This window comes from Streptomyces sp. NPDC004266, from assembly GCF_042874095.1.
Taxonomy (GTDB): Bacteria; Actinomycetota; Actinomycetes; order Streptomycetales; family Streptomycetaceae; genus Streptomyces.
Map to the genome: position 1 here is coordinate 282,856 of NZ_JBIAMM010000007.1, position 24,851 is coordinate 307,706.

Sequence of the window (24,851 nt, forward strand, 5' to 3'; positions counted from 1 at the left end):
GGCCGCGTCATGGCATCGAACCGGTGGGCACGGGATTCCCGGTGTTCTGGTCGTTGTACATCCCCAGGTTCTGTCCCTGCAGGGTGTTCGGGATGAACGTGTTGATCTGGATTCCCGGAGTTCCGTCGGGGTTCGTGCCGTACGCCGTCAGGGTGAAGCCCGTCGGCACCGTTCTCGGGCCACTGTAGGTCGGTGTCACCGAGTACAGGACGTCCTGTCCCGCCTGGACGGCGTCGTACACCTGCTGCTCGTAGTTCTGCATGTTGTTGGCCCCCTGGGCGGAGCCCGTCTGCCAGGCGTTGGCCCCGCGGGAGCAGGTGGCCAGGTTCTTCAGGTCGGTGCCCGATCCGGAGAGCTGGTTGCCCAGGAGGTGGCAGGCGTTGATGTTCTCCCGCGGGCTCACGCCCAGGTGACCGGCGACGCGCTGTCCCCAGCGGTATCCGGGAGGCGCGACCGTGGAGGTGTCCGTGGCCGAGCCGCTGTGGGAGTCCAGGTAGTCCTTGGTGAGGCAGGACGTCACGCCCGTGGACCGGTTGCCGTTGTTCGCGTCCAGCTCGCCGTGCTTGACCCAGCCGTCGCCGCATCCCTTCTTGTCGTCGTCGTCATCGTCGCCGTCCGGTGTCGGGAGGGGAAGCGGGATGGGCTTGGGATCGTTGTCCGGCTTCGCCTCCTCGCCCTCGTCGGCGTCCTCGCTGATCTCCTCCGCGACCTTCTCGACGACCGCGGCCACCGCGAGGACGACCACGGCCACGACCAGGACCACGGCGACTACTTCGAGCACGGCCACCGCGGCCGCGATGGGCGCGAGCGCGGCGAGGAAGGCGAAGTGCCCGTCGATCTCGACGTTCGTGACAGGGTTGCCGCCGGTGAAGGCGTAGCGGTTGCCGGTGAAGGGGTCGCTGCCGAGGCCCATGTCGGCGAGGGCGCCGTTGTACATGTCCCGGGTGGTGAAGCGGTTGAGCCCCGGGTCGTAGTCGCGGAAGCCCATGTCGTAGGTGCCGGACTGGGAGTCCCACCGCTTGGCGTTGTAGCGGTAGGAGTTGTACTCCTCCTTGGTGGGGTCGCCGGCGTCGGGCTTGTCGATGCCGGTGAACTCCGACCGGTCCTCGTCGCCGTAGGCCGTGTAGCCGTAGGTGGCCTTGGTGTCACCGTTCTTGTCGGTCAGGGTCTCGACGTCGGTGTGGCTGTTGTAGCCGTAGTACGCGTCCTCGGTCGTCCCGTCGTCGTGGTGCGTGACCTGGGAGAGTCGCTGGCCCCAGGGGCTGTACTGGTACGACTTGGTGAGCTTGCCGGCGACTTCCTCGTTGAGGACCTCCTGGGACAGGCCCAGGTAGGTGTAGTCGGTCGTCTTGCCGTCGGCGGTCCTGGACGTGGTGCGGTCCAGCGGGTCGAACGTGTAGGTGGTGGACTTCATCGCGCCGGTGCCGTCGCGCTGCTGCGACTCGACCACGTGGTCGAAGCCGTCGTACACGCTCCGCGACACGATCCGGCCGCCCTTGGTGACGGACTCCTGCCGTCCGAAGGGGTCGTAGTTGAACGAGGACGTGGCGCCCGCCGTCGTCGAGGTCAGGAGCCGGTTGCGGTCGTAGCCGAAGGTCGTGGGGGTGTCGTCGACCGTCTGGCTGACGACGTTGGCGTTGTCGTCGTGGACGTACGTCTCGGTGGTCGCTCCGTTGCCGGTCTTGACCGCCTCGGCGAGCCGGTCCACCGGGTCGTAGCCGAAGTCCGTGGTCGACTCGAGATAGGCCGCGTGGTCGTCGGCGTTCATCTTCTTCGACACGTCCTGCGCCTTGTTGCCGTTGGCGTCGTAGGCGTAGGCGTGCGAGGCGACGAGGGCGCCGTCCGGCTTCTTCTCGGTGGTGCCGCTGACCGAACCGTCGAGGTAGTAGGCGGTGTCGACGGTGTTGCCGTTGTCCTTGGTCTCCCGCAGCACCTTGCCGCGGTCGGTGTAGGTGTAGGACGAGACCTTGGGGTCGGGGTCCGTGGGCGAGGTGCCGACGGAGACCGTCTTGACCAGTTCGCGCAGGTCGTAGGTGTACCGGGAGAACTGGTCCGGGTGCGTGACCGTCTCCGCCTGGCTGTTGGCGTCGTAGGTGTAGGCGGTGGTCCTCTTCTCCTGGCCGGCCAGCGCCTCGGTGACCTTGGCGACCTGGTTCAGATCCGTGTACGCGATGCTGTACGCGTCGACCTTCGCGCCGGACGAGGTGTCGTCGATCGACGTGAGGTTGCCGTTGAGGTCGTAGCCGTAACGGAAGTGGTGCTTCTCCGTGTCGGTCTCGCCCGCCGTGTCGCGCACCAGCTTCACGCCGTCGGCCACGACCGCGCCGCCGCTGTTCTGGAACAGCTCCAGCCTGGCCGTGTTGCCCTGGGTGAAGTCGTAGGAGCCCAGACTGGTCCAGGCGCCGGCCCCGCTCGACTGGTCGACGGTCTTCTCGGTCGTTCCGCCGGAGTGCGTGACCTTGTACTTCGCGGTCGTCGCGGCGCCGGAGACCTGGGGGAACCTGACGTAGGCGGTGTACGTGCCGTTCCTGGGGATGTTCAGTGTCCAGGCGAACGCGTCCGTTCCGGCGCCGGCGGCGTGGACCTGGTGGTCGTAGCCCTGCTGTCCGGCGAGGGAACCCTTGGTCCAGGTGCCGGTGGAACCGGTGTTCTGGACGTCGGAGTTGTCGACGAGCGGGACGGCGGTGCCGACGGGGACGCCGTCGTCCGTCTTCTCCTTGAGCTTGCCGTTGGGGTGGTACGACCAGCCCATCGTGCGGCTGACGGACCCGCCCGCCGAGGTGAGCGTCCGGGAGGTCTGCTGCCCGAGGTCGTTGTAGTCGTAGGTGGTGACGATGTCCCACGGGTCGGTGGACGACTTGGCCCAGCCGTTGTCGAAGTAGGTGACCGTGGTGTCGTTGCGGACCGTCTGGCCCTCCGACGGGGGCAGCGAGGTCTTGACGACCCTGCCGAGCTCGTCGTAGGTCGTCCGGGTGTAGACGTTCGGGCTGTTGTAGCGGCCGTCCGCCGGGTCGTACGGCTGGAACTGCTTGACGGGCCGGTTCAGCGCGTCGTACTCGGTCCGCGAGGCGAAGTCGTCGGGGGCGGCGGTGGCCGTACCCCGCGGAGTGACGACCCGGGTGGTGTTGCCCACCTGGTCGTACTCGTACGTGGTCGTCCGGTAGGTGAGGTCCCCACCGGTGCCCTTGTGCGGGACCTTGACCTCGGTCTGCTTGCCCCGCTCGTCGTAGCTGATCAGGGTCTCGTTGCCCTCGGCGTCCTTGGTGGCGACGGGGAGCGAGTCCTTGTCGTACGTGCGGGACGTGCTCTTGCCGAGGGCGTCGGTGGCCCGGGTGATGCGGTGATTCAGGTCGTAGGTGTTCTCGGCGGAGAAGTCGTCGGGGTCGGCGGTCGCGTTCTTCTTCGGGTCGACGACCTTGACCGGATTGCCGACGACGTCGTACTCGTAGGAGATCCGGTCGCCCAGCGCGTTGACCACGGAGGTCAGCTGGTAGATCTGGTTGTAGTGGTTGGTGGTGACGAAGTCGTCCGGGTTCGCCGTGGTCGCGGTGCCCTTCGGCTCCGTCGTCCTGACGACGTGGCCGGCCTTGTCGTACGTGTACGTCGTCGTGCGCGCGGCCGCGGTGTCGGAGTCCCTGGGCGCGGTCGCCGAGACGATCTGGTCCGCGGCGTCGTACACGGCCGTGGACACCGCGCCGTTGGGGGCCGTGGCCTTGGTGACGTTGTCGTTGGCGTCGAAGACCGGCGCCGGGGTGGTGATCAGGACGCCCTTGGCCTGGTCCTTGGGGACGGTGTTGACCAGCGGACGCCCGTAGACGTCGTACGTCTGCGTGGTCCTCTTGCCGAGCGCGTCGGTGACCTGGGTGACCTGGCCGCGCTCGTCGTAGGTGTACGACGTGGTGGCGCCCAGGGCGTCCGTGGTCTTCGCCGGGTATCCGGTCGGCCCGAACTCGCTGTGGGTGGTGGGGTTGCCGTTGGCGTCCGTCACCTTGGTGAGCAGACCGTGGGAGTCGTACTCGTACGAGGTGGTGTAGTCGCCGGCCGCCGGGGAGGCCACGCCCTTGGGGTCCGTGACCGCCTTCAGGTTGCCGAAGGTGTCGTACCCGAAGATCCAGGAGCGGCCCTGGGTGGACGTCTTGCGGGAGAGGTCGGCCGAGTATCCGTCGAGACGCGTCCGGTACTCGTACTTCTGCGCGTTGACGGGATAGACGCCGGGCGCGCAGTCGCTCCGCGGCGGAACGCCGGCCCTGTTGTGCTCGGCGTCGCGCTTCCACTGCGGGTAGCCGGTCTTCGGGTCGTAGCAGTACGCGGTCGTGGCGCCGTTGGCCTCTTCGAGGGAGGTGACGTTGTTGTCGGCGTCCCAGGTGAGGGTCGTCGTCTGCGCCTTGGCGTTGGTGGTCCGCAGCGGACGGCCGAAGTCGTCGGTCACGTAGTCCGTGGAGTGGTTCTCGGCGTCGGTGACCCGGGTGGCGGTGAACTTCGGGTTGGTGGTGTCGGCCTTGTACGCGAAGGTGGTGGCGCCCTGCAGACGGTCGGTGAGCGTCTGGGTCCACCAGTGGTACTTCGGGTCGTCGCCCTCGCGCGGGTAGTGGTAGGCCAGGCCGGTGCTGTTGCCGCGCGGGTCGGTGACCTTGACCAGCTTGACGTTCTTGTTGCCCTGGGTGGCGTCGTACTCGAAGGCGAAGACCTTGGGCTGCGCGGAGCCCGCGCCGTCCGTCAGCTTCGTCAGGAGGCCCTTGTCCGAGTACTGGAAGGCGACCTTGCGTCCGGAGACGTCGGTGATCGACTGGACGTGGTCGACGATCTTCGGGCCGGAGGCCTCGGTCTTGTCGTAGTAGTCGACGGTCAGCGACTGCCGGCCGGCCGGGTCCGTGACGTAGACGAGGAACTTCGTCGGCTTGTTGTTGGACTTGCGTTCCTGGTAGGTGAACGTCTGCGTGTTGCCGTTCCTGTCGACCGTCGACGTCATGTAGCCGTCGCAGCCGAAGAGGAACCGCGTCCCGTCCGGGCGGGTCATCGTCCAGGCGTCGGGAACGGGGTCCTTGGCCGGGGTGCAGTCCAGGCCGGGCTTGGACGTGAGCCTGTAGTGGACGCCCGCGGGGGCCTTCCAGGAGCCGTCGTCCTGTTTGCGGAAGACGTGCGTGGTGCCGTCGCCGTCCGGGAGACGGATCTCGGTCGGGTGCGGGTTGGGACGGAAGTCCAGGGGCGCGCCGAGCCGGACCGGCCCCGCCGCCTGGAACGACCAGCCGGGTCCGGACACCGTGTCGGAGGTGTCGAGGGAGTTGTACGCGAAGCGCGCGAAGGTGGTGAGTCCGCGGCCGGGGTTGCTGAACGCGTTGTAGGACCAGACGCTGTTGCCCGCCGCCGTGTTGTTCATGACGGTCGAGCCGGCGCCGGTGTTCTTGCCGGAGTAGGAGTAGTACTTCTCCAGTCCGAGCTGGTCCGAGGTGGGGTCCTCGACCGCCACGTTCTGCTTCAGGCCGGGTATGCCGCCGGTGGCCGACAGCCAGGTGCCGGCGGTCTTGTCGAGGACGTCCCAGTTCAGCACGTACTCGGTGCGCTTGTTGCCCGAGTCGGAGTTGATCGGGGTCTTGACCTGCGCCTGGAGGGTGACCGAGTCACCGGGCGCGACGTCGTTCGGCAGGGCGGTGCGGACCTGGTTGCCGCCGTTGGTGACGTCCGTGCCGTCGGGCAGCGCCCAGGTGTAGGTGAGGACCCGGTCGGCGGCCTTCCACACCGCGGTGGTGGTGTTGGTGAGGGTGAACTCCACCGTGTGCGTGGAGTCGGGCGTCATCCGGGCGGGCGTCCCGGGCGCGTAGTAGGTCGACTCGGTGGTGGAGTCGATGTAGGTGACGACGATCCTCGGGCGGAGCCGGGTCTCGCCCGCTTCGGAGGAGAGGAAGACCGTGCGCTCCTGCGCGGCGTTCTCGTCGGCCGTCCTGACGACCACGCCCTTCTGCGAGGCGGGGGCGGCCACCCAGGACTGCGCGAGCGAGGTGACGTTCCACTCGCGGCGGGCCGGGTCGTTGCCGATCGCCCCGATGTCCGCGACGGAGGCCCCGGCGTCACCGCCCGGGGCGGTCCAGCCGGTGGTGGCGTCCGCCTTGGTCCACGTCGCCGTGGCCTCGTCGAAGTCCAGGGTCAGTGGCCGCAGTTCGTAGACCGCGCCGGGTGCGTCGCGCGTGGTCGTGCTGCTCCACATCCGCACCTGTGCCTCGACGACGCGAGCCGTGGCGGGGATGCCGAGGGCGGGGAACCTGAGAAGGGTCCGCGCCTTGCCGAGGGTCGGCGAGTTGTTGCCGACGGAGACCCAGTTCTGCGGTCCCCCGTCGTCGAGGGTGTCGTGCGGGGCCGTCGGCTCGGCCGAGGACAGCGTGGTGTCCTGGGCGGCTTCGAGCACCTTGGTGATGCGGCCGGCCTTCGGCAGCCGTACCAGTTGCGTCGGTGCGGCGACGACCTGTCCGTCCTTCGTCTTCACCGCGACCATGTAGTAGTACGCCCGGCCGAGCGGATCGGGGTCGTCCGCCCTGGTCGGCACGGCGGTGCTGTCGGTGAACGCCGTCGTCCCCGGAGCCACCGGGGAGACCAGCGTGGACGCCGACGGGGTGAAGGTCTGGTAGACGGAGCGGTGGACCTGGTACTCGACGAGGTCGTCGCCGGTGGCGACGGGGTCCTTGTCCTGGTAGGCGGACCAGTTCAGCTCCGCGCCGGTGTCGTGGACCGTGGCGGGCGGCGCCAGGTCCACGCCCTGCCGGCCGAAGGTCAGCACCAGGCGCGGGTAGTTGGCGGTCTCGCCCATGTAGGCGTACTCGCTGCCCTCGTACCGCGGGCCGCCCTTGGGGCCGCCGGCCGATTCGTCGCCCGCCTTGATCACGAAGCCGTGGTTGCTGCTGGTGCCGTCCACCCAGGACTGGACGGTCCTGGTCACCGGGAACGAGTGCCAGGCGTTGGCCTCGCCCGGCTTCTTGGTGACCACTCCGCCCTTGGTGAAGCGGACGGAGTCGGCGAGGACCGCGGTGGAGGTGGAGGCGGGACCGTCGCCGAGGACGACCTTGCCCAGGGTTCCCGCCTTGAAGGGGTGGGTGCCCAGCGTCTTCCACACCCCGGCCGAGCCCGCGGCCTGGTTGACCTGGTAGGTCCGGGATCCGCCGTCGAAGGTGACGGTGTACGGGGCCGCGGTGGCGCGGTCCGGGGCCGGCACGTAGTGCGCCTCGACCTGGTAGGTGCCGTCCTCGGGGAGGCTCGGCTGCCAGGTGTAGGTGTCGCCCGAGACCGAGTCCTTGTTGTAGAGGTAGTCCCGGTTGGTCGCGTACTGGGTGTACGCGGTGTTCCCCGAGGCGGGCCAGGAGCCCTTGGCGGCCGTGGTGCCCGCGTCCCCGTCGTCGACCAGGACCGAGGTGCCGGACAGCTCACCGGTGATGCCGTTGGCGCTGTTCCAGGTCGCGGTGGACTCGCTCCACTCCTGCGTGGCCCGGTGCGCCTCCAGCTGCACCTCGGTGTCACCGGTGGTGTGCGTCTGGTCGTAGTACAACCTCAGGTCGGCCGAGTCGACCTTGGTGCCGGCCGGGATTCCGGCCAGCGGGAACCTCAGCAGGGCCCGTGAGGAGCCGGAGGAGGTGTTGCCGACCGACAGGCGCCAGCTCTCGTCGTAGTTCTCCGCGGGTCCGTCCGAGGAGATCATCACGTCCTGGGCCTGGGACGGCGTCGGCGCGATCGTGATCGTCGGGTCGATGGTGACGGGGTAGCGCCGCTCGGGTGCGGCCAGCCACTTCGCGTCGGGGGTGACGGTCAGCTTCCAGGCCTTGCCCGCCTTGACGAGCTTCTGCTCCACGGCGGTGCTGTAGCGGTTCCCGTACGGCGACCGCGCGTCCCGCTCGGCGTCCGTCATGAACGCGGCCGGGATCATGAGCACCGGGTCGGCACCCTCCCCGTAGAACGCGACCGAGCCGTCCTCGCCGGCCTCGGGCCGCAGGCCGCCCGCGTCGAGGGTGAAGGTGAACGACACCGGCCCTTCGGGCCGTTCGGCCAGGACGATGTTCTCCTTCACCCGCCCCGGACCGACCTGGTACGACAGGTCCGCGCCGGATACCGCGTCCTCGTACGTGACGGTGTCGCCCTTCGCCGTCGGCGCGAGCCTTCCGGCGCCCTGGAGGCCGAGGGTGACCGCGTGTCCGCCGCCGGCGTCGAAGCGCATCAGCCGGTCGGCTTCCGAGCCGAACCAACTGCGGGTCGTGTTGGTGGTGTTGGCGAAGTCGAATCCGGCGGTGCGGGCCGGGCGGACCGTCGGATCGATGTCCTTCCACGTCGTGCCCGCGCGGTAGGCGGTGGGCGCGGTCGACAGTTCGGCCTGGACCCGCCCGTCGGAGAGCCGCCAGTACCGGGTGTTCGCCGTGCGCCTGCCGGTCAGCTCCGCGACGCGTCTGCCCTTCGGGGCCGCCTTGCCGGGCGGGACGTCCTCCCGGCTCGGCAGGACCGGGGTTCCGCCGGTCTCGGGTTCGTCGGGCTGCCCGGTCCCGGCCTCGTCGTCCGAGAACCAGCCCTTGACGGTGTCGACGATGCCTTTTCCGTCACCGTCGTCCGATATCGATTGCGGCGTTGATGCGGCGTACGCGAATTGCGGTAATGCGGTGGAGACGATCGCGGAAACCACAAGGCACGCCATTGCCCGCCCTGATCTCGTTTTCAAGCCATTCCCTCCGTCGGCACCCCCGCGCACGCGCGGGGGGCGCACCGGCACGCCGGCGAGGCACCTTCCTCGTCGGTCGCGGCGAATCAGCCCGGCCGGCGCCCCTCAGGCATGCGACAACAGGCCACTCCGCGGACGGGACTGACCTTCCGGAGGTACACCGTTCATGGCGGGGGGTTTCTAGGCCTTATTTCATGATCATGTCAAACAGGGGAATAATTGGGATATTTGACAGGCGGTCCGGACGACGCGGCCCGTGTTGCCGTACGCGGCGATCTGGAGCGCCACTTTCTCACGCATGCCGGGGCGGGGGGCTTCCGACCGGAACGAAGAAGGTGCCCTCCGCTCCTTTTCGCATTCACCCCTTATTCACCCCTCTCGAGCTCGGCCGGCTCGCCCCCCCCACCGCCCTCAGGCAGTCGGCGAAGCGGGGCGGTCTCGGCCCATGGCGAATGGTCGGCCGGAAGGGAGTGGGACGTGAGCAGCACCGAAGGGCAGGTCGTCAAGGTCAGTGACGAGTCCTCGTACGGGAGCGGCTCTTCTCACGCCCCGGCCCGCTCGCCTTCGGCACCCGAGAGGCCGGTGCGCGAATACGACGGTCGGGGTTGCGGCGTCATCAGACGACGACGTGACCTCATCGGCCGGGAGGACGGATCCCGGGCAGGGAGGTCTCCGGGACGGTGATCCCTCGGACATCGCGCTCGCCGCGCGGTCGCGGTCGCCGACCCGACGCAGTGGCCCGTCCCGCCCGGAAGCCGGTCTCCGCCCTCCCCCGCTGGACCGGACGGAGCCCCCCAGGACGAGGAGCGCCCTTGCCCGGCCGCCCGTCCCCGCGGTCCCCCGGGCGCGGAGACCCTGTGAGGCGGCCCCGACGCGTACGGTGAGCACCGGAGGACCAGGCCGCGGCGAGGTGTTACAACTGGGGTTGTGAGCCCGTCTTGTGTCTCGTGTCCGGCGTACCGGTGCGGTCGAGCCTAGGCAGAAGATTCGGAAGCGTCGCCGGGCAGGTCTTCGTCCTTCAGGTGGCGATCGTGGTGCTGCTCGCCGCCGGGGCCCTGCTGGCCCTGGTGTTGCAGTCGCGGCACGACATCGACCGAGAGGCGCGCAACCGGTCGGTCTCCGTGGCCCAGACCTTCGCGAAGTCCCCGGGCCTGCGGGAAACGCTGAAGACGCCGGACCCGTCCTCGGTCCTGCAGCCTCTCGCCGAGGAGACGCGCAAGGCCGCGGGGGTGGACTTCCTCGTGGTGATGGACACCCACGGCATCCGCTACAGCCACCCTCAGCCCGATCTCATCGGCAAGCGGTTCGTCGGCACGATCGGGCCCTCGCTCGCCGGCCAGGTGCACACCGAGAGCGTGCAGGGGCCGCTCGGCAAGGAGATCCAGGCGATCGTGCCGGTCGACTCGCCCGAAGGCGATGTCGTCGCCCTCGTCTCGGCGGGTCTGACGGTGAAGAGCGTGACCGGCATCGCCAACCGACAGCTTCCGGTCATCCTCCTGTCCATCGCCGGCGGCCTGGCGCTGGCCACCGTCGGCACGGCGCTGATCAGCCGAAGACTCCGCCGCCAGACCCACGGGCTCGGCACGCAGGAGATGACCCGCATGTACGAGCACCACGACGCGGTGCTCCACACCGTCCGCGAAGGGGTGCTGATCACCGACGGCGAAGGACGGCTGCTCCTGGCGAACGACGAGGCCGGAAGGCTGCTCGACCTGCCGGACGACGCCGAAGGGCGCCCCGTCGACGAGGTCGGCATGGACCGCCGGATGGCGGACCTGCTGCTGTCCGGCCGGATCGCCACCGACGAGGTGCTGGAGGCCGGGGACCGGCTGCTCGTGGTCAATCAGCGACCCACGCGCCCCGGGGGCCGCCCGCAGGGCTCGGCGGTCACCATCCGTGACTCCACCGAGATGCGGCTCCTGAGCAGCCGAGCGGAAACGGCCCGCAGACGGCTCAAGCTGCTCTACGACGCCGGGGGCGACATCGGCACCACGCTCGACGTGGTGCGGACCGCGGAGGAGCTGGCCGCCGTCGCCGTCCCCCGGTTCGCGGACTTCGTGACGGTCGACCTGGCCGATGCGGTGCTGCACGGCGACGAGCCCGGCCCGGGCGCCGACATGCGGCGCACGGCGGTCAACGGCATCCGCCCCGATCACCCGCTGTACCCGCTCGGCAGTCTGATCGACTTCCTGCCGTCCACGCCGCAGGCCCGCGGTTACGGCACGGGCGCGGCCGAACTCGTACCCGATCTGCGTGACGCGCCGGGCTGGCACGCCCAGGACCCGCGCCGGACATCGGCGATCGTCGACTACGGGATCCACTCGCTCATCGCCGCCCCGCTGAAGGCCAGGGGCGTCGTGCTCGGAGTGGTCAACTTCTGGCGGTCGCAGAAGCCCGAACCGTTCGACGAGGACGACCTGTCCTTGGCGGAGGAGCTCGTCGGCCGCGCCGCGGTCAGCATGGACAACGCCCGCCGCTACACGCGCGAACACCATCTCGCCGTGACGCTCCAGCGCAGCCTGCTGCCACAGGATCTGCCCGAGCAGAGCGCCGTGGATGTCGCGCATTTCTACCAGCCCGCCCAGTCAGGAGTGGGCGGGGACTGGTTCGACGTGATCCCGCTGCCGGGAAGCCGCGTCGGGCTCGTCGTCGGAGACGTCGTCGGGCACGGCCTGCACGCCGCCGCCACCATGGGGCGGCTGCGCACGGCCGTGCACAACTTCTCCTCCCTGGACCTGCCGCCCGACGAACTCCTCGCCCGTCTCGACAACCTCGTCCAGCGCATGGACCAGGAAGGCGACGGCACCGCCCCTGAGGGCGGTGTTCTGGGCGCGACCTGCCTGTATGCCGTCTACGACCCGGTCTCCCGGAACTGCGCCATGGGACGGGCCGGACACATGCCACCGCTCGTGGTCGCCCCGGACGGCACGACGACGATCTCGGAACTGCCGGCCGGTCCCCCGCTGGGGCTGGGAGGCATGCCCTTCGAGACCATGGAACTGCGCCTGGAGGAGGGCAGTCAGCTCGTCCTGTACACCGACGGGCTGGTCGAGGAGCGCAGCCGGGACATCGCAGAGGGCCTGGAAAGGCTGCGCACGGCGCTGAGCCACCCCGGCCGGGACCCGGACGCCAGCCGCCGCGCCGTGCTCGACGCCCTGCTCCCCAGTCAGCCGTCCGACGACATCGCGCTGCTCATCGCGCGGACACGCACCCTGGGGCCCGGCCAGGTCGCCCAGTGGGACGTTCCGTTCGACCCGAGCGAGGTCGGCGCCGTGCGCAGCCGCGCGGCTGCGCAGCTCGAAGAGTGGGGTCTGGAGGAACTCGCCTTCAGCACGGAACTGATCCTCAGCGAGCTCATCACCAACGCCATAAGGTACGGCGCGGCGCCGGTTCGCGTGCGGCTTCTGCGCGATCGCACCCTGACCTGCGAGGTGTGGGACAGCAGCAGTACCGCCCCGCACCTGCGGTACGCGGCCGGCATGGACGAGGGAGGCCGCGGACTGTTCCTGGTGGCGCAGATCAGCGAGCACTGGGGCACTCGGTACACCCCGGAAGGCAAGGTCATCTGGGCCGAACAGGTCCTGCCCGCTGCCGGCCGGCCCCTCTCCTAGGGTGCGCGGCCTCTGCCAGCCGGCCGTCACCCCCAGGAGGGCGATGCGGAGGGGGACCGTGCGGGCCGGCCCGCACGACTGCGACCACCGCGCCCCGGGACGCACGAAAGGCCGCCCTCTCACGGATGAGAGAACGGCCTCCGACCTGCGTTTCCGCACAGTCGGGACGACAGGATTTGAACCTGCGACCCCTTGACCCCCAGTCAAGTGCGCTACCAAGCTGCGCCACGTCCCGATACCCGTCTGACCTGGGGTTTCCCCTGGCCGAACGCGCATGAGAACAATACCGCACTTTCACCGGTGGTCGCGCACGCCTTTCCGGGCGCGCGCTCGGGCGCACGCCGGGCGGGCGGCGCTCACTCTCCGTGACGCCCCTCCACGCCCCCGCGTGCACCCGCGTGCGCGCCCAGGCGCGGCGGAAGGGGGAGACGAGGGTGTGCGGAGGGGCGCCCCTCGGACGGGCGGAGAGGAGGAAGAGGTTCCGGAATGCCTCCCATCTGAGGAGGAAGAAGCTCATATGGTGATCCACTCTGACTTGTCATGCTTGATCGTCATCTTCTTCGCCGTTGGCATGTGGCAAAAAGACGACCCTCGGGAAGGAGGTCCGGATCCGGTCGAGAGGGCCAAGACCACACGAAACACAGTCAGATTCGATCGTCAACCGCTCCGGTTTCGGACAAACTTCATGGCGATATTGATCCGTTCCGGAAAGATCAACACCATGAATGGGTCGGCCTGTTCGGGACGGGACCACTGCCGATGCTCCACCTGTTCGGACAACCCGCCGGACAGGCGTTTCGCAGGTGAGGACTCGGATGGACAGCTACTTCAGCAGCCGACTGCATCATGAGCTCAGGAAGACGGTCCGTGACTTCGCGGAGCGTGAGGTCCGGCCCCGGATAGCCGAGATGGAGGAGTCCCGGACGGTCCACCACGAGCTGTCCCGCAAGATCGCCGAGCAGGGCTGGCTGGGCGCGACAATCAGCCAGGAGTACGGCGGCATGGGCGCCGGTCACCTGGCCAAGACGATCATCATCGAGGAGCTCTCCCGGGTCAGCGGCGCCATGGGCGCCATGGTCCAGGCCTCACAGCTGGGCACCGCCAAGATCGTCCACTTCGGCAGCGACGAGCAGCGCAAGACCTGGCTTCCGGAGATCGCCGCCGGGGCGTGCCTGCCGACCATCGCGGTCACCGAGCCCGAGTCCGGCGGTCACGTCCTCGGCATGACCGCCAGCGCGGTCCGGGACGGCGACGACTACGTCCTCAACGGCAGCAAGGTCTACGTGGGCAACAGCCACGTCGGCGATCTGCACGGCGTCGTGGTCAGGACCGGTCCGGGATCGAAGGGGCTCACCGCCTTCCTGGTCGAATCCGATCGCCCGGGATTCAGGACCGGTCCCCAGCAGGAGGCGATGGGCCTCCACGGCTTCAGCTTCGGTGAGCTGATCTTCGAGGACTGCCGGGTGCCGGCCTCCAACCGGCTCGGCGACGAGGGCGACGGCCTCGCCGTCGCGTACTCCTCCAGCGTGCTGTACGGACGGGCCAACCTCACCGCCGTCTCGCTCGGCATCCACCAGGCGATCCTGGAGGAGACCACGCGGTTCGCCTCCGAGCGCATCCGCTACGGAAAGCCGCTCCACGACCTGCCCACGGTCAAGCTGAAGCTGGGGCAGATGCAGTCCCGGCTGATGACCGCCCGGCTGGCCGCGTACCACGCCGTGCACCTGCTCGACCAGGGACTCTCCTGCGACACCGAGCTGATGAACGCCAAGCTCGTCAACGTCGAGTCGGCCATCGACTCCGGCCGCAACGCCATGGAGATCCACGCCGCCGCAGGCCTCTTCACGGACCGGGCCATCGAGCGCTACCTCCGGGACGCGCACCACATCTTCGCCCCGGCCGGCACCTCCGACATCCAGCTCCTGCGGCTGGCCGAGGTCGCCCTCGGCCAGGACAAGGGCAGCTGGTCGGAGCGCCTGTCCGAGCTGGTCCGCACGCGTGAGCCGGAGCTCCTGCACGTCTGATCCCCACCCCCACGAGCCGGGAGCCCCGGTACGGCCGCTGCCGTACCGGGGCTCCCGGCTGTCGTCGGAGGATGACGGTCAGAACATGCCGTCCTCGCGGCGGTGGATCTGCTCCATGAGCTCCGCCGCCATCGTCTTGATCGTCTCCAGACCGGCGCGCCCCCACGGCCGGACGTCGGTGTCGACCACGCAGATGGTGCCGAGGGCGACGCCGGTGCGGTCGATCAGCGGCGCCCCCATGTAGGAACGGATGCCGATCTCGTCCACGACCGGGTTCCCCGCGAAGCGCGGGTAGTCGCAGACGTCCTCCAGGACGAGCGCCTTGCGCCGCACCACGACGTGCGGGCAGTAGCCGTGGTCGCGGGCCATGAAGCGGCCGACGCCGCCACCGCCCGCGGCGGCCGCGCCCAGGTCGCTGCCGGAGTGGGTCCCCTGGGGGGTGTGCAGCCCCGCGAAGAACTGCCGGTTCTCGTCGATGAAGTTGACCATCGAGAACGGGGCGCCGGTCACCTCGGCGAGCCGGTGGGCGAAGTCGTCGAACGCCGGGTCCGGCCGCTCCCCGAGACCGAGTTCGCGCAGCCGCTGCACGCGGGCGGGCGCCTCCTTGTCGATGGGGGTCAGCAGGAGGTGACCGGTCGGGTCGTAGGTCATGGCGTGGCTCCGTAGCTCGGCACGGTGTCCGGGATGGTGGTGAGCAGATGCTGGACGAGGGTCAGCAGGGTGCGGATGCCGGAGCTGGAGATCCGGGCGTCGCAGGTGACGACCGGCACCTCCGGCTTGAGGTCGAGGGCGGCCCGTACCTCGTCCGGTTCGTAGCGGTAGGCGCCGTCGAACTCGTTGACCGCCACGATGAACTGGATGCCCCGCCGCTCGAAGAAGTCCACGGCGGAGAAGCACTCCTGGAGCCTGCGGGTGTCGGCCAGGACGACCGCCCCGAGCGCCCCCTCGGAGAGCTCGTCCCACATGAACCAGAAGCGCTCCTGGCCGGGGGTGCCGAAGAGGTACAGGACGTGGCGGTCGTCGAGCGTGATGCGGCCGAAGTCCATGGCGACGGTGGTCGTGGTCTTGGACTCCACGCCCTCCAGGCTGTCGGTGGCCGCGCTGACCGAGGTGAGCAGCTCCTCGGTGCTCAGCGGTTCGATCTCGCTGACCGCGCCCACGAGGGTCGTCTTGCCGACGCCGAACCCGCCCGCCACCAGGATCTTCAGCGCGGTGGGGAAGGGGTCGGCCGCGAAGCCGTCGTGGCGCTCAGAGCCGTTGTCGTAGGCCATCGAGCACTGCCTCCAGCAAGGAACGGTCGGTTGGATTGGCGTGGAAGCGGGGCGCCCGGGCGGTCAGCGCCCCGCAGTCCACGAGGTCGGAGAGCAGGACCTTGGTCACGACGGCCGGGAGCCGTAAGTGCGCCGCGATCTCGGCCACCGAGGTGGGCCCGTCGCACAGCCCGAGGGCCAGGCTGTGCTCGGGACCCATGTGAGCCTGGGGGCTCGAACCGGTCGCCATCACCATGGACAGCAGGTCCAGGGCGGTGGTGGGCTTGGTCCGGCCGCCGCTCACGGTGTACGGGCGGATCAGCCGCCCGGCCGCGTCGTCGAGCCAGGGTCCTTCCTGATGGGACGTCACGTCTACTGCCCGCGCCCGCCGACCACGCCGGCGGCCTGCCTGGCGGGGGTGACCAGGTACGGCCGGACGCTCTTGACGAGCATCGCCATCTCGTAGCCGAGGACGGCGGCGTCCGCCTCGCGCCCGGCGAGGACGGCCAGGCACGTGCCGGAGCCCGCGGTGGAGACGAACAGGAGGGTGGAGTCGAGCTCCACGACCACCTGGCGGACCTCGCCGCCGTCGCCGAAGCGGGCGCCCGCGCTGCGGCCGAGCGAGTACAGCCCGGAGGCGAGGGCCGCCATGTGGTCGGCGGCGTCGGGGTCGAGGCCGTGCACGGATTTCACGAGACCGTCGGAGGAGAGCAGGACGGCGTTGCGGGTGTACGGGACCCGCTGGACCAGTCCGCTGAGCAGCCAGTCGAGGTCCGAGGAATGGCCGGTCGGCACATTGCTCGCCATGGTGATCTACTCCTTGTGCGCGTCGCCGGGACGCTGCGATTCGTGGGGGGCGGGCTGGGATTCGGCGAGGCCGATGCCGCGCTGGAAAGCGGCCATCAGGCCCGGGTCGTGCAGGGCGTGCTCCTCGGTCCTGCGGGCCACGGGCTCGTCCCGCAGCTGCGGGACGATGTGCTCCTGTGCGCGCCTCTTGGGGAGCAGGGGCCTGCCGTCCTCCTCGGCACGGGGGGCCGGGGGGAGCGGCGAGAGCAGGTGGTCCGGCGGGCCGGCGGGCCCGGCGCCGACCGGCTGGTCCGGTATCGCGGGGGCGGGTCCGGGGTCTCCGTACCCGCTCGGCCGCTCGCCCGTGCGGAGGTACGGGTGGGAGCCGGGCACGGGGGCCTGCTCGTGGTGGGCGACGGCCCGCTCCGGGGAGGGCGAGGATGCGGGCTGCGGTACGGGAGCGGTGGGGGCCGTCCCGTCCATGCCGGCCGGCGCGGGCGCCTGAGCATGGCCGGGGGCGTGGCCCGTGACCTGTGCCGCGACCGGGGCCGGTGCCTGGTTCGGCACGAAGGCCGGGGCCTGGACCGGAGCCTGGACCGGGGCCTGGTTCGGCGCGGTCGCCGGGGTCTGGACCGGGCCGTGGCCCGGCACGGAGACCGGGGCGTGGCCCGGGGCCTGGGCCGGGGCCGTGACGGCGGCCGCGGGCCGGGCCTGCGGCTGCATCTGCACCTGGTCGGGCGGGATCGCCGCGGAGCCGGCGGTCGCGGCGGTCTGGCGCTCGTGCTGCGCGAGGCCCTCGGGGTCGGAGCCGAGGAGGCCCTGCGGGAGGACGAGGACGGCCTGCACGCCGCCGTAGATGTTGGACTGCAGGCGCACGGCGATGCCGTGCCGGCGGGCGAGCGCCGAGACGACGAAGAGTCCGATGCGGCCGTCCTGGAGCAGATGCGCGACGTTGACCTGGTCGGGGTCGGCGAGCAGGGCGTTCATCTTGTTCTGCTCGGTGACGGGCATGCCCAGGCCCCGGTCCTCGACCTCGATCGCGAGGCCCGCCGTGACGTACTGGGCGCGCAGCAGCACCGTGGTGTGCGGCGCGGAGAACAGCGTCGCGTTCTCGACGAGTTCGGCGAGGAGGTGGATGACGTCGGCCACGGCATGGCCCCGGAGCGTGCCGTCGATCGGGGGCACGAGCTTCACCCGCGGGTACTGCTCGACCTCGGCGATCGAGGAGCGCAGCACCTCGGTCATCGTGACCGGGTTCGACCACTGGCGGCGGGAGATGGCGCCGCCGAGCACGGCGAGGTTCTCGGCGTGGCGGCGGATGCGGGTGGCCAGGTGGTCGACGTGGAACAGGCCCTTGAGCAGCTCCGGGTCCTCGACCTCGTTCTCCAGCTCGTCGAGGAGCTGGATCTCGCGGTGGACCAGGGACTGCAGGCGCCGGGCGAGGTTGACGAAGACCTCGACCTTCTGTTCGTTCCCGACGCTGCTGGAGAGCCGGGAGGCCTCCACGACGGCCGCCACGGCGGCCTCGTGGGAGCGGGACAACTCCTGCGACAGGAGGTCGAACTCATCGCTGGAGGCGGGGGTGGTCGGCTGCGCCGGCCGTGTCGGCGGAGCCTCTCCCCTGCGCAGCTGTTCGACGACCGCCCGGAGTTCGCCCTGGCTCCGGGCGCTGGTGCGGCGCAGGGAGTTGCAGCGGTCGAGGACGGCCTTGGCCGCCCGGTCGGCGCCGAGCGCGGCGGCCGTCACCGAGGCGATGGTGAGGGCGGCGGCGCCGGTGAGCGCGGCCCAGAGGCCGGGGCTCGGGCTGGCTCCCGTGGAGCGGATGGTGAAGAGGACGGCCGCCGCGCCGCCCAGGGCCACCGCGACGGCGGGGAGCACGGAGGTGCGCAGGAGTTGGGGGCGTATGCGGGCTTCGGCGGGAAGCGGTGCGGAGGTCTGCCCCGGGGGGTTGCTGTGGGTGCCGGTGGCGGAGCGGGCGCCTGGCCGGCCGTGCCGTCCGCCCTCGCGTCGATCGGGCCGCGAGGCGGGTGCGCGAAGTTGAGACATGAGTGTCCTTGGTACGTGCCCAGGAATCGGCGTACTGCGGGGTGTTCTGCAGGGGGTGTACGGGGGAGGTGTTCTACAGACGTTCGATGAGCCTACCGATGATCATCAGCCACACACTGTAGTCGTCAACCGTTCATGTGCGGTGCGCAGTTGACAAACTTACCCGTAGACCGGGGCGCTCTGGTATCGACCCTGGGGCGACCGGCCGAGAATGATCGGCCGAAAGTCGACGCATTGGCTGGACGGAGGCACCGGGGAGCGGGAACGGAAGGGTCCGAAGGTGCCCCCACACCACCGCTCTCGGCGGAAATCACCCCTTACCGGAATCCCCCGGAGGAGACGTGACTCCTCGGCCGGTACTCGCCCCCTTCCCGAGGCGAGCGCGCCCCCGGTCCGCCCCGCCCCCGCCTCCGCCGGGTTCCCCGGCAGCCCCTCCGATCCCCGGATCGCCGACGTCGCCGCCCTCCGGATCCGTGCGGGCGGTGACGGTCGGTGAGAGCCGGAGCCCGGCGGGGCTCCGGCGTGGCCGCGGTCGTGGCGGGGCGGGGCGGGTCTCCCACGGGCCGGCGGTGACGGCCCGTCGGTCACCTTCCGCTGCCGCGGTAGGCCGCCACGGTCCGCTCGATCGCCTCCTCGACGGGGGTGGCGACGGCTCCCAGCCGGTCCCCGATGAGGGAGGAGTCGACGACGAAGGGTTCGGCGAACTCGTACCGCATCTCGATGAGTTCGCGGACGGTGCGGTTCACGGTGCCCATGGCGTAGAGGGCGAGGGTCGGCAGGCGGCGCAGCCGGGCGGTGCCGGGGCGGCCGGTGGCGCGGTGGGCCAGCTCGACGAGCTCGCGGGTGGTGCGGGTGCGGGGGTCGTTGGGGAGGTGCCAGATGCGGCCCGGGGCGTCGGGGTGGCGGCCGAGGAGGGCGAGCGCCTCCCCGACGTCGGGGATGAAGGTGTACGTGTGCGGCTGGTCCGGATCGCCGAGGACGGTGGCGGTACGGCCGGCCAGGAGGGCCGGGAAGACCAGGTCGCCGAGGTTGGACTGGGCTCCGCCGCGCGGCCCGAAGTAGTCGGAGGCCCGGCCGATCGCCACCTCCACGCGCCCGGCCCCGTGCGCGGCGAGCAGGTCCTGGGCCATCCGGCCCCGGAGCAGGCCCTTGCGGGTGGTGGCGGCGTCGGGGGTCTCCTCGGTGAAGGGGCGGCCCCCGGGCGGCCCGTAGCTGTAGACGTTGTCCATCGAGACCATGCGGGCACCGGCCGCCTCGGCCGCCGCGAGCACGCCGGCCTGGAGGGCGGGGAACTCCTGCCGCCAGCGGTGGTAGGGCGGGTTGAGCGCCTGGTAGACGACGGCGGCGCCGGCCGCGACGGCGGTGGTGAACGCGGGATCGGCCGCGTCGCCGGCGGCCACCTCGACGCCGTCGGGGACGTCCGCGCGGCCGGACCGGTTGACGATCCGGACGGACTCCCCCTGGCGCACCAGCGCCTCGGCGACGGCCGTGCCCACGGCGCCGGAGCCGAAGATCACGTGACGGGGGGTGGTGGTGTGCTTCATGTGCCGACCTCGCGAAGGGGGTTCGAGCCGGTGGCCCGGCCGGGAGCGGTGGGGGGCAGGAGCCTGTGGAGCAGGACGCCGGAGAGGGCGGAGAAGGCGAGGGCGCCGGTGGCGCCGAAGACGGTGAACCGCGCGTCCACCCCGACGCCGGCGAGGGTGGTCACCGTCCAGCCCGCCGCCCACAGGACCGGCATCGCCGCCGCCCAGAGCCACGGCGGGCGGGCGGCGGGCGGCAGGGCGCGGGCCTGTGCCGCGCCGAGCAGGACGCCTGGGACGGCACCCATGAGCGCCAGGGAACCGAGATCGGTCCGGTGGCCGGCCAGGGCGGCACCGAGCAGGAGCCCGAGCCCGCCGCCGGCCGCGGTGGCCGCGGACCAGCGCGGCACGCTCAGCCGGCCGGAGGAGACCAGCGCCTGCCCGGCGCCGATCACCGCTCCCGTCACGACCCCGCCCAGCAGGGCGCTCGTCGCGTCGTCGACCGGACCGGCCGCCGCGCGGCCGGCGAGCCCGGCGACCGGGAACGCCAGGAAACCGGCCGTCCACCGGATCCAGGCGCGCAGGGCGGGGCGCCCGGGGCCCCGGGGGAAGACGCGCATGGGGATCACCTTCCAATTCTGTACGGTGTGCAATTAATGTACGCCGTGCAAAAATGGCGCGTCAAGGTTTCGGGTCGGGACGGACGAGGAGGCGTACGGATGGCACAGGACACGCCACCGGCGAAGCGGGGCCGGAAGCGGGCGGTCCGGGAGGAAGAGGTCGTCGCGGCGGCCGTACGGCTGCTCGGCGCCCGTGGCGCCGACGCGGTGAGCATCCGGGGGATCGCCGCCGAGCTGGGACTCGCGCCGAACGCCGTCTACACGTACTTCCCGGACCGGGCCGCGGTGGTGCGCGCGGTCGTCGAGCACCTGCTCGGCGAGGCCGACCTCCCGGCCCTCACCGACCGCGACACGCCCTGGCGGGACCGCGTCCACGGGCTCGCCGCCGATCTGCGGCGCCGTCTGCTCGCCCATCCGGGAGCGGTCCACCTCCTGCTCTCCGGCCCGATGGACGGCCCCCACGCCCTCGCGCTCGGCGAAGCCCTCCTGACGGCCCTCGCGGACGCCGGCCTCGACCCGACGGAGGCGGCCCGCGCCTCGTACCTGCTGATCGTCCAGGTCCTCGGGGCGATCGCCCTGGAAGCCGCCGAGCTCCCCTCACCCGCCCCGGCCCCGCCGGTCGCCGAGCGGGTCGCGACCCGCCGGGAGCAGCTCCGCGCCGTCCCCGCCGACCGCTACCCGCGCACGGCCGAGGCGGCGGACACGATCGCGGGGTTCGTCTCCGACGAGCAGTACGCGTGGGGGCTCGACCGGGTCCTGGACGGCATCGCGGGGCGGGCGGAGGGCTGAAGCCCCTTCCCGGGGGCGGAGAGCTGAAGCCCCTTCCCGGCGTCGCGGTGCCGGCCCGGCGGGTCCCGCGCCAGCGCCGCAGGCCGTCCCCCGCCGGACTCCCCGTGGGCGAGATCCGCTCGCCTCGGCGGCCGAACCGCCGGGCACACGCATAACCGCGCCGCCCTCACGGTATGTACGCCCTCACATATGCGTACGGAACCACCACGCGTCCTGCCGGCCGGCAGCCCCGTGTGGTGCCGAGCCGAGGAGGACCCCATCGCCGGAACCCCGCCTCAGAGCCCCTCGGCGGATGCTCAGGGAAGCCAGCCCCAGGAAGCCGACCTGCTGCGGACCATGCTGGGGCGACCGGAGTACCGCAAGGCTCTGGTGTTCTCCGGACTGATCGGCGTTCCGGTGGCGCTCGTCGCCTTCTGGTTCCTCGTGACGCTGCACCAGCTGGAGCAGCTCGTCTGGACCGACTGGCCCAAGGACCTGGGCTGGAAACAGGCTCCCTGGTGGTGGGGGCTCGTCCTGCTGCCGGTGGCCGGCCTCGTCGTCGGCCTGGTGGTCGCGCACCTTCCCGGGCGGGGCGGGCACATTCCCGCGGGCGGGCTGCACTCGGGCGGGATCGCGAAGGAGGCGCTGCCCGGTGTCGTCCTCACCGCGGTGGCCGGTCTTCCGCTCGGCGCCGTCCTGGGCCCCGAGGCGCCGTTGATCGCCCTCGGCGGAGGGCTGGCGCTGTTCTTCGCGGGCCTGGCCCGGGCGCCGCAGACCCAGGCGAGCACGGCGCTGCTCGGCGCGGCCGGGGCCGCGGCGGCGATCTCCGCGCTCTTCGGGAACCCGGTGGTCGGTGCCGTGCTGCTGATGGAGGTGGCCGGGGTGGGCGGCCCCCAGCTGTTCGCGGTGATGCTGCCGGCCCTGCTGTCCAGCGGCGTGGGAGCGCTGATCTTCACCGGGTTCGTCCACTGGACGGGACTGGAGACGGGAAGCCTGAACATCGGCCTGCCCGAGCCACCGCCGCTCGACGGCGCGGATGTGCTGTGGGTGCTGGTGCTGGCGCCCGTCGTCGCGTTCGTCGTCCACTGGACCCTGGTGGCCGGCCGATTCGCGGCACGCTTCGTGGTGAGCCGGATCGTACGGAACACCGTTCTCTGCGCGGCGGGCGCGGCGGTCTGCGTCACGCTCTACGCCGTCACCACCGGTCGCTCGCCGGCGGAGGCGGCCCTGTCCGGCGAGGCGACGTTGTCCGACCTGGCGCAGAACCCCCACGCCTGGTCGGTGGGCGCCCTCGTCGCGGTGCTGGTCTTCAAGGGCCTGGCCTACGCGCTGTGTCTGGGCAGCCTGCGCGGCGGCCCCGTCTTCCCCGCCCTGTTCCTGGGCGGGGCGACCGGAGTCCTGCTGGCCCCCCTGCCCGGCCTGGGGCTGGTGCCGGCCATGGCGGTCGGCATGGCGGCCTCGGTGACCGCTGCCCTGCGGCTGCCGGTGAGCAGCGTGATCCTCGTCGTGCTCCTGCTGGGCAACGTGGAGACGGTCGCCCTCGTGGTGCTGGCCGCCGTCCTGTCCTTCGTCGTCACCGAGCTCCTGCCACAGGGCCCGCGCATCCCCGCCTTCGACGAGGGCCCGAGCGGCCGAGCGCACGGCACCCCGCCCCGGCGGCCATGAGCCGCCGGGGCGGGGGTGCGCTCGCGCCGGCGGTCAGGAGCCGAGGATCCTGCTCTTCTGGGCCGCGAACTCCTCCTCGGTCAGCACGCCTTGTTCCTTCAGCTGTCCGAGTTCCTTGAGCTGATCGATCTTGCTGCTCATGTCGTCGGCCGGTGCGGGGGGCGGGGGCGCCGCGGCCTGGGGCGGGGGCGGGGCGTACTGCTCGGCCGCCGCCATGTCCTGCTGGGCCCAACGGCCCGCCTGGCGCCGCGAGACCCTGTTGGAGACGGCGGTCGCCGTCCCGGCCACCACCGCGGTGCGCGCCACGCCTCGAAGAAGTCCTGGCATGTCGGTTCTCCTTGTCCGCTTTCGAGTGGATCGACCTTCTCGGCCGTCGCGAGACCGTCGCCCCGAGACGGCCGTACGGAGACGGTCGCCCGGCGGCAGCCGTCCGGGACGTTCGCCCGGAGGCCGCCGTCCGATGGCCCTCGTCCGCCTGCGTCAGGCGGCGGCGCTGTCCCCGGCCGCCTCCGCGGCCTCCAGCGAGGCCAGCAGGGCCTGCACGGGGATGCGCCCGCCGGCCACGAGCTGGGCGCCGCCGCGACGCAGTTCCCGCGCGAGGGGGGCGGCCCAGAGGTTCTCGTAGACGATGATGCCGGCCGAATTGCCCGGCTCCAGGGCCATTCCCGCCTCGTCGAGGTCGTCCTGCCCGAGGAGCCCGGACGAGGAGCCCTCGAACACGGACAGGTCCAGCTCTCCGTCGGCGTCGAGATCCCGTAGCTCCAGGGCGACGACACTGCCGTCGGCATCCTTCCGGACGAACGTGAGGTCGAGAACGCGGATGATGCCTCTGTCGACCAGATCGAGGAGCAGAGGCAACCCCTTGCCCGTCATGCGGTTGCCGGGAAACTCGATGACCAGGAAGTCCACCGGTCCCATGTCCTCGAATTCATCGCTCATGACCACTCCACACGCCGTTGGAAGGACCTGACCGAACCCGCCCCGTCCGTGCCGCGTCTCGACCGGCGCGACGGACGCAGTCCTGTCCCCATTGCAGCACCCGCCCGAGCGCCTCGCACGTTCACCGGGTGCCCCGGCGGCCTTCCCGCGGGCTCGAACGGATCGCCGGGGTGGGGGGAGCGCGGCGTTCCGGCGGAGCGGGCACGGCCCCGGGCGGAGCAGGCGAACACCCCGGGGGCGACCGGGTCACGGGGCCGGGGGCCGGGGGCCGGACGGCCAGGGGCTACGGGACGTTCGGGGTGGCCTCGCAGCCCGACGTGGCGGTGTCCGTGCCGGACTCGCCGTCGCAGAGGTCGGGGCCGCCGTCGCCACCGTCGAGGTCGTCGCCGGGGCCCGCGCGGAGGGTGTCGGCACCGGCGCCGGCGGCGAGGTCGTCGCGACCGCCGGCCGTGCCGACCGAGCCGGTGATGTCGAAGTCGGTGTCGTCCCCGAAGATCCTGTCGTCTCCGCCGCCGCCCTCGATCCGGTCGCCGCTCGCGGAGCTGAGGTCGGCGTCGACGACCGAGCTCTCGCCGACGAGGATCTCCGAGCCGGAGCCGCCGATGATGCGGTCGCGGCCGGAACCGGTGGCGTAACCGCCGCTCGCGACGCGGATGTTGTGGTCGCCGATCTGGAGGCCTCCGTCGGCGCCGCCGTTCAGGGTGTCGTCGCCGCCGTTGCCGCTCGCGTCGCCGGTGGCGTCGCTGTCGCCGCTCTCGCTCCTGCCGTGCGTGCGCCGTTCCGCCGGCTCTGACGAGCACTCATCGTCGATTTTCCTTTCGATTCATGGACGTGCATCCGCACACGCACACGTAACCGAAAGTGATGCCACACCCCAGAACGGGCACGCTGTGTAGTCGCATGGGGGAAGAACTAGGCCCGCACGGCGGACATGCC

At 71.3% G+C, this 24,851-nt stretch carries 15 protein-coding genes and 1 tRNA gene; 4 read left to right on the top strand and 12 right to left on the bottom strand.

Going from position 1 to position 24,851, the window contains the following annotated elements; all coding sequences use genetic code 11:
* Window positions 1-7: 7 nt before the first annotated feature.
* Window positions 8-8,662, bottom strand: coding sequence for a DNRLRE domain-containing protein (locus ACFYUZ_RS19360; RefSeq protein WP_389310757.1), 8,655 nt, complete (start codon window positions 8,660-8,662; stop codon window positions 8-10).
* A 1,046-nt stretch (window positions 8,663-9,708) separates the two neighbouring features.
* Between ACFYUZ_RS19360 and ACFYUZ_RS19365 the strand changes: the two genes are divergently transcribed.
* Complete coding sequence (locus ACFYUZ_RS19365; RefSeq protein WP_389310759.1) at window positions 9,709-12,297, top strand: SpoIIE family protein phosphatase; 2,589 nt, start codon at window positions 9,709-9,711, stop codon at window positions 12,295-12,297.
* Between the two features lie 161 nt (window positions 12,298-12,458).
* Here ACFYUZ_RS19365 and ACFYUZ_RS19370 read toward each other — a convergent pair.
* A tRNA-Pro gene (locus tag ACFYUZ_RS19370) sits at window positions 12,459-12,532 on the bottom strand.
* Between the two features lie 580 nt (window positions 12,533-13,112).
* Between ACFYUZ_RS19370 and ACFYUZ_RS19375 the strand changes: the two genes are divergently transcribed.
* Window positions 13,113-14,321, top strand: a complete 1,209-nt coding sequence (locus tag ACFYUZ_RS19375; RefSeq protein ID WP_389310761.1) for an acyl-CoA dehydrogenase family protein — start codon at window positions 13,113-13,115, stop codon at window positions 14,319-14,321.
* Window positions 14,322-14,399: 78 nt separating this feature from the next.
* Here the strand turns inward: ACFYUZ_RS19375 and ACFYUZ_RS19380 are convergent, their stop codons facing one another.
* From ACFYUZ_RS19380 to ACFYUZ_RS19410, 7 genes are all read right to left on the bottom strand, one after another.
* Window positions 14,400-14,972: a GAF domain-containing protein gene (locus ACFYUZ_RS19380; protein ID WP_389310763.1), complete on the bottom strand. Its 573-nt coding sequence runs from the start codon at window positions 14,970-14,972 to the stop codon at window positions 14,400-14,402.
* Entirely contained in the window at window positions 14,969-15,592 is a 624-nt protein-coding gene (locus tag ACFYUZ_RS19385) for an ATP/GTP-binding protein (protein WP_389310765.1), read from the bottom strand. The genes ACFYUZ_RS19380 and ACFYUZ_RS19385 overlap by 4 nt, the downstream gene beginning before the upstream one ends.
* Window positions 15,570-15,941 (bottom strand): DUF742 domain-containing protein, encoded by a 372-nt coding sequence (locus ACFYUZ_RS19390; RefSeq protein ID WP_093873136.1) that lies wholly within the window; start codon window positions 15,939-15,941, stop codon window positions 15,570-15,572. Before ACFYUZ_RS19390 ends, ACFYUZ_RS19385 begins: the two co-directional genes overlap by 23 nt.
* A 2-nt stretch (window positions 15,942-15,943) precedes the next feature.
* A complete protein-coding gene (locus ACFYUZ_RS19395; RefSeq protein WP_190159412.1) occupies window positions 15,944-16,378 on the bottom strand; it encodes a roadblock/LC7 domain-containing protein in 435 nt (144 codons plus the stop codon).
* Between the two features lie 6 nt (window positions 16,379-16,384).
* Window positions 16,385-18,403: an ATP-binding protein gene (locus ACFYUZ_RS19400; RefSeq protein ID WP_389310767.1), complete on the bottom strand. Its 2,019-nt coding sequence runs from the start codon at window positions 18,401-18,403 to the stop codon at window positions 16,385-16,387.
* A 584-nt stretch (window positions 18,404-18,987) separates the two neighbouring features.
* Window positions 18,988-19,947, bottom strand: a complete 960-nt coding sequence (locus ACFYUZ_RS19405; protein WP_389310769.1) for an NAD-dependent epimerase/dehydratase family protein — start codon at window positions 19,945-19,947, stop codon at window positions 18,988-18,990.
* The gene (locus tag ACFYUZ_RS19410; RefSeq protein ID WP_389310771.1) at window positions 19,944-20,543 is read right to left on the bottom strand and encodes a hypothetical protein; all 600 of its coding nucleotides are present in this window, start codon (window positions 20,541-20,543) and stop codon (window positions 19,944-19,946) included. The genes ACFYUZ_RS19405 and ACFYUZ_RS19410 overlap by 4 nt, the downstream gene beginning before the upstream one ends.
* A gap of 99 nt (window positions 20,544-20,642) precedes the next feature.
* On the opposite strand from ACFYUZ_RS19410, the gene ACFYUZ_RS19415 reads away from it, so the two are divergent.
* On the top strand, window positions 20,643-21,332 hold the full coding sequence (locus tag ACFYUZ_RS19415) for a TetR/AcrR family transcriptional regulator (protein ID WP_389310773.1): 690 nt from the start codon (window positions 20,643-20,645) through the stop codon (window positions 21,330-21,332).
* Between the two features lie 336 nt (window positions 21,333-21,668).
* Complete coding sequence (locus tag ACFYUZ_RS19420; RefSeq protein WP_389310775.1) at window positions 21,669-22,976, top strand: chloride channel protein; 1,308 nt, start codon at window positions 21,669-21,671, stop codon at window positions 22,974-22,976.
* A gap of 33 nt (window positions 22,977-23,009) precedes the next feature.
* Here the strand turns inward: ACFYUZ_RS19420 and ACFYUZ_RS19425 are convergent, their stop codons facing one another.
* From ACFYUZ_RS19425 to ACFYUZ_RS19435, 3 genes are all read right to left on the bottom strand, one after another.
* On the bottom strand, window positions 23,010-23,303 hold the full coding sequence (locus ACFYUZ_RS19425; protein WP_389310777.1) for an SHOCT domain-containing protein: 294 nt from the start codon (window positions 23,301-23,303) through the stop codon (window positions 23,010-23,012).
* Window positions 23,304-23,456: 153 nt separating this feature from the next.
* Window positions 23,457-23,915 carry a DUF6325 family protein gene (locus ACFYUZ_RS19430; RefSeq protein WP_389310779.1) on the bottom strand — a complete coding sequence of 153 codons (459 nt, stop codon included), beginning with the start codon at window positions 23,913-23,915 and terminating at the stop codon, window positions 23,457-23,459.
* Between the two features lie 283 nt (window positions 23,916-24,198).
* Window positions 24,199-24,738, bottom strand: a complete 540-nt coding sequence (locus ACFYUZ_RS19435) for a hypothetical protein (protein ID WP_389311009.1) — start codon at window positions 24,736-24,738, stop codon at window positions 24,199-24,201.
* Between the last annotated feature and the right edge of the window lie 113 nt (window positions 24,739-24,851).

Excerpts from the sequence above, each read along its gene's own strand:
- ACFYUZ_RS19425 (WP_389310777.1), bottom strand. The coding sequence starts at position 23,303 with ATGCCAGGACTTCTTCGAGGCGTGGCGCGCACCGCGGTGGTGGCCGGG.
- ACFYUZ_RS19380 (WP_389310763.1), bottom strand. The coding sequence starts at position 14,972 with ATGACCTACGACCCGACCGGTCACCTCCTGCTGACCCCCATCGACAAG.
- ACFYUZ_RS19375 (WP_389310761.1), top strand. The coding sequence starts at position 13,113 with ATGGACAGCTACTTCAGCAGCCGACTGCATCATGAGCTCAGGAAGACG.
- ACFYUZ_RS19395 (WP_190159412.1), bottom strand. The coding sequence starts at position 16,378 with ATGGCGAGCAATGTGCCGACCGGCCATTCCTCGGACCTCGACTGGCTG.
- ACFYUZ_RS19360 (WP_389310757.1), bottom strand. The coding sequence starts at position 8,662 with ATGGCGTGCCTTGTGGTTTCCGCGATCGTCTCCACCGCATTACCGCAA.
- ACFYUZ_RS19420 (WP_389310775.1), top strand. The coding sequence starts at position 21,669 with ATGCTGGGGCGACCGGAGTACCGCAAGGCTCTGGTGTTCTCCGGACTG.
- ACFYUZ_RS19385 (WP_389310765.1), bottom strand. The coding sequence starts at position 15,592 with ATGGCCTACGACAACGGCTCTGAGCGCCACGACGGCTTCGCGGCCGAC.
- ACFYUZ_RS19415 (WP_389310773.1), top strand. The coding sequence starts at position 20,643 with ATGGCACAGGACACGCCACCGGCGAAGCGGGGCCGGAAGCGGGCGGTC.
- ACFYUZ_RS19410 (WP_389310771.1), bottom strand. The coding sequence starts at position 20,543 with ATGCGCGTCTTCCCCCGGGGCCCCGGGCGCCCCGCCCTGCGCGCCTGG.
- ACFYUZ_RS19405 (WP_389310769.1), bottom strand. The coding sequence starts at position 19,947 with ATGAAGCACACCACCACCCCCCGTCACGTGATCTTCGGCTCCGGCGCC.
- ACFYUZ_RS19400 (WP_389310767.1), bottom strand. The coding sequence starts at position 18,403 with ATGTCTCAACTTCGCGCACCCGCCTCGCGGCCCGATCGACGCGAGGGC.
- ACFYUZ_RS19430 (WP_389310779.1), bottom strand. The coding sequence starts at position 23,915 with ATGAGCGATGAATTCGAGGACATGGGACCGGTGGACTTCCTGGTCATC.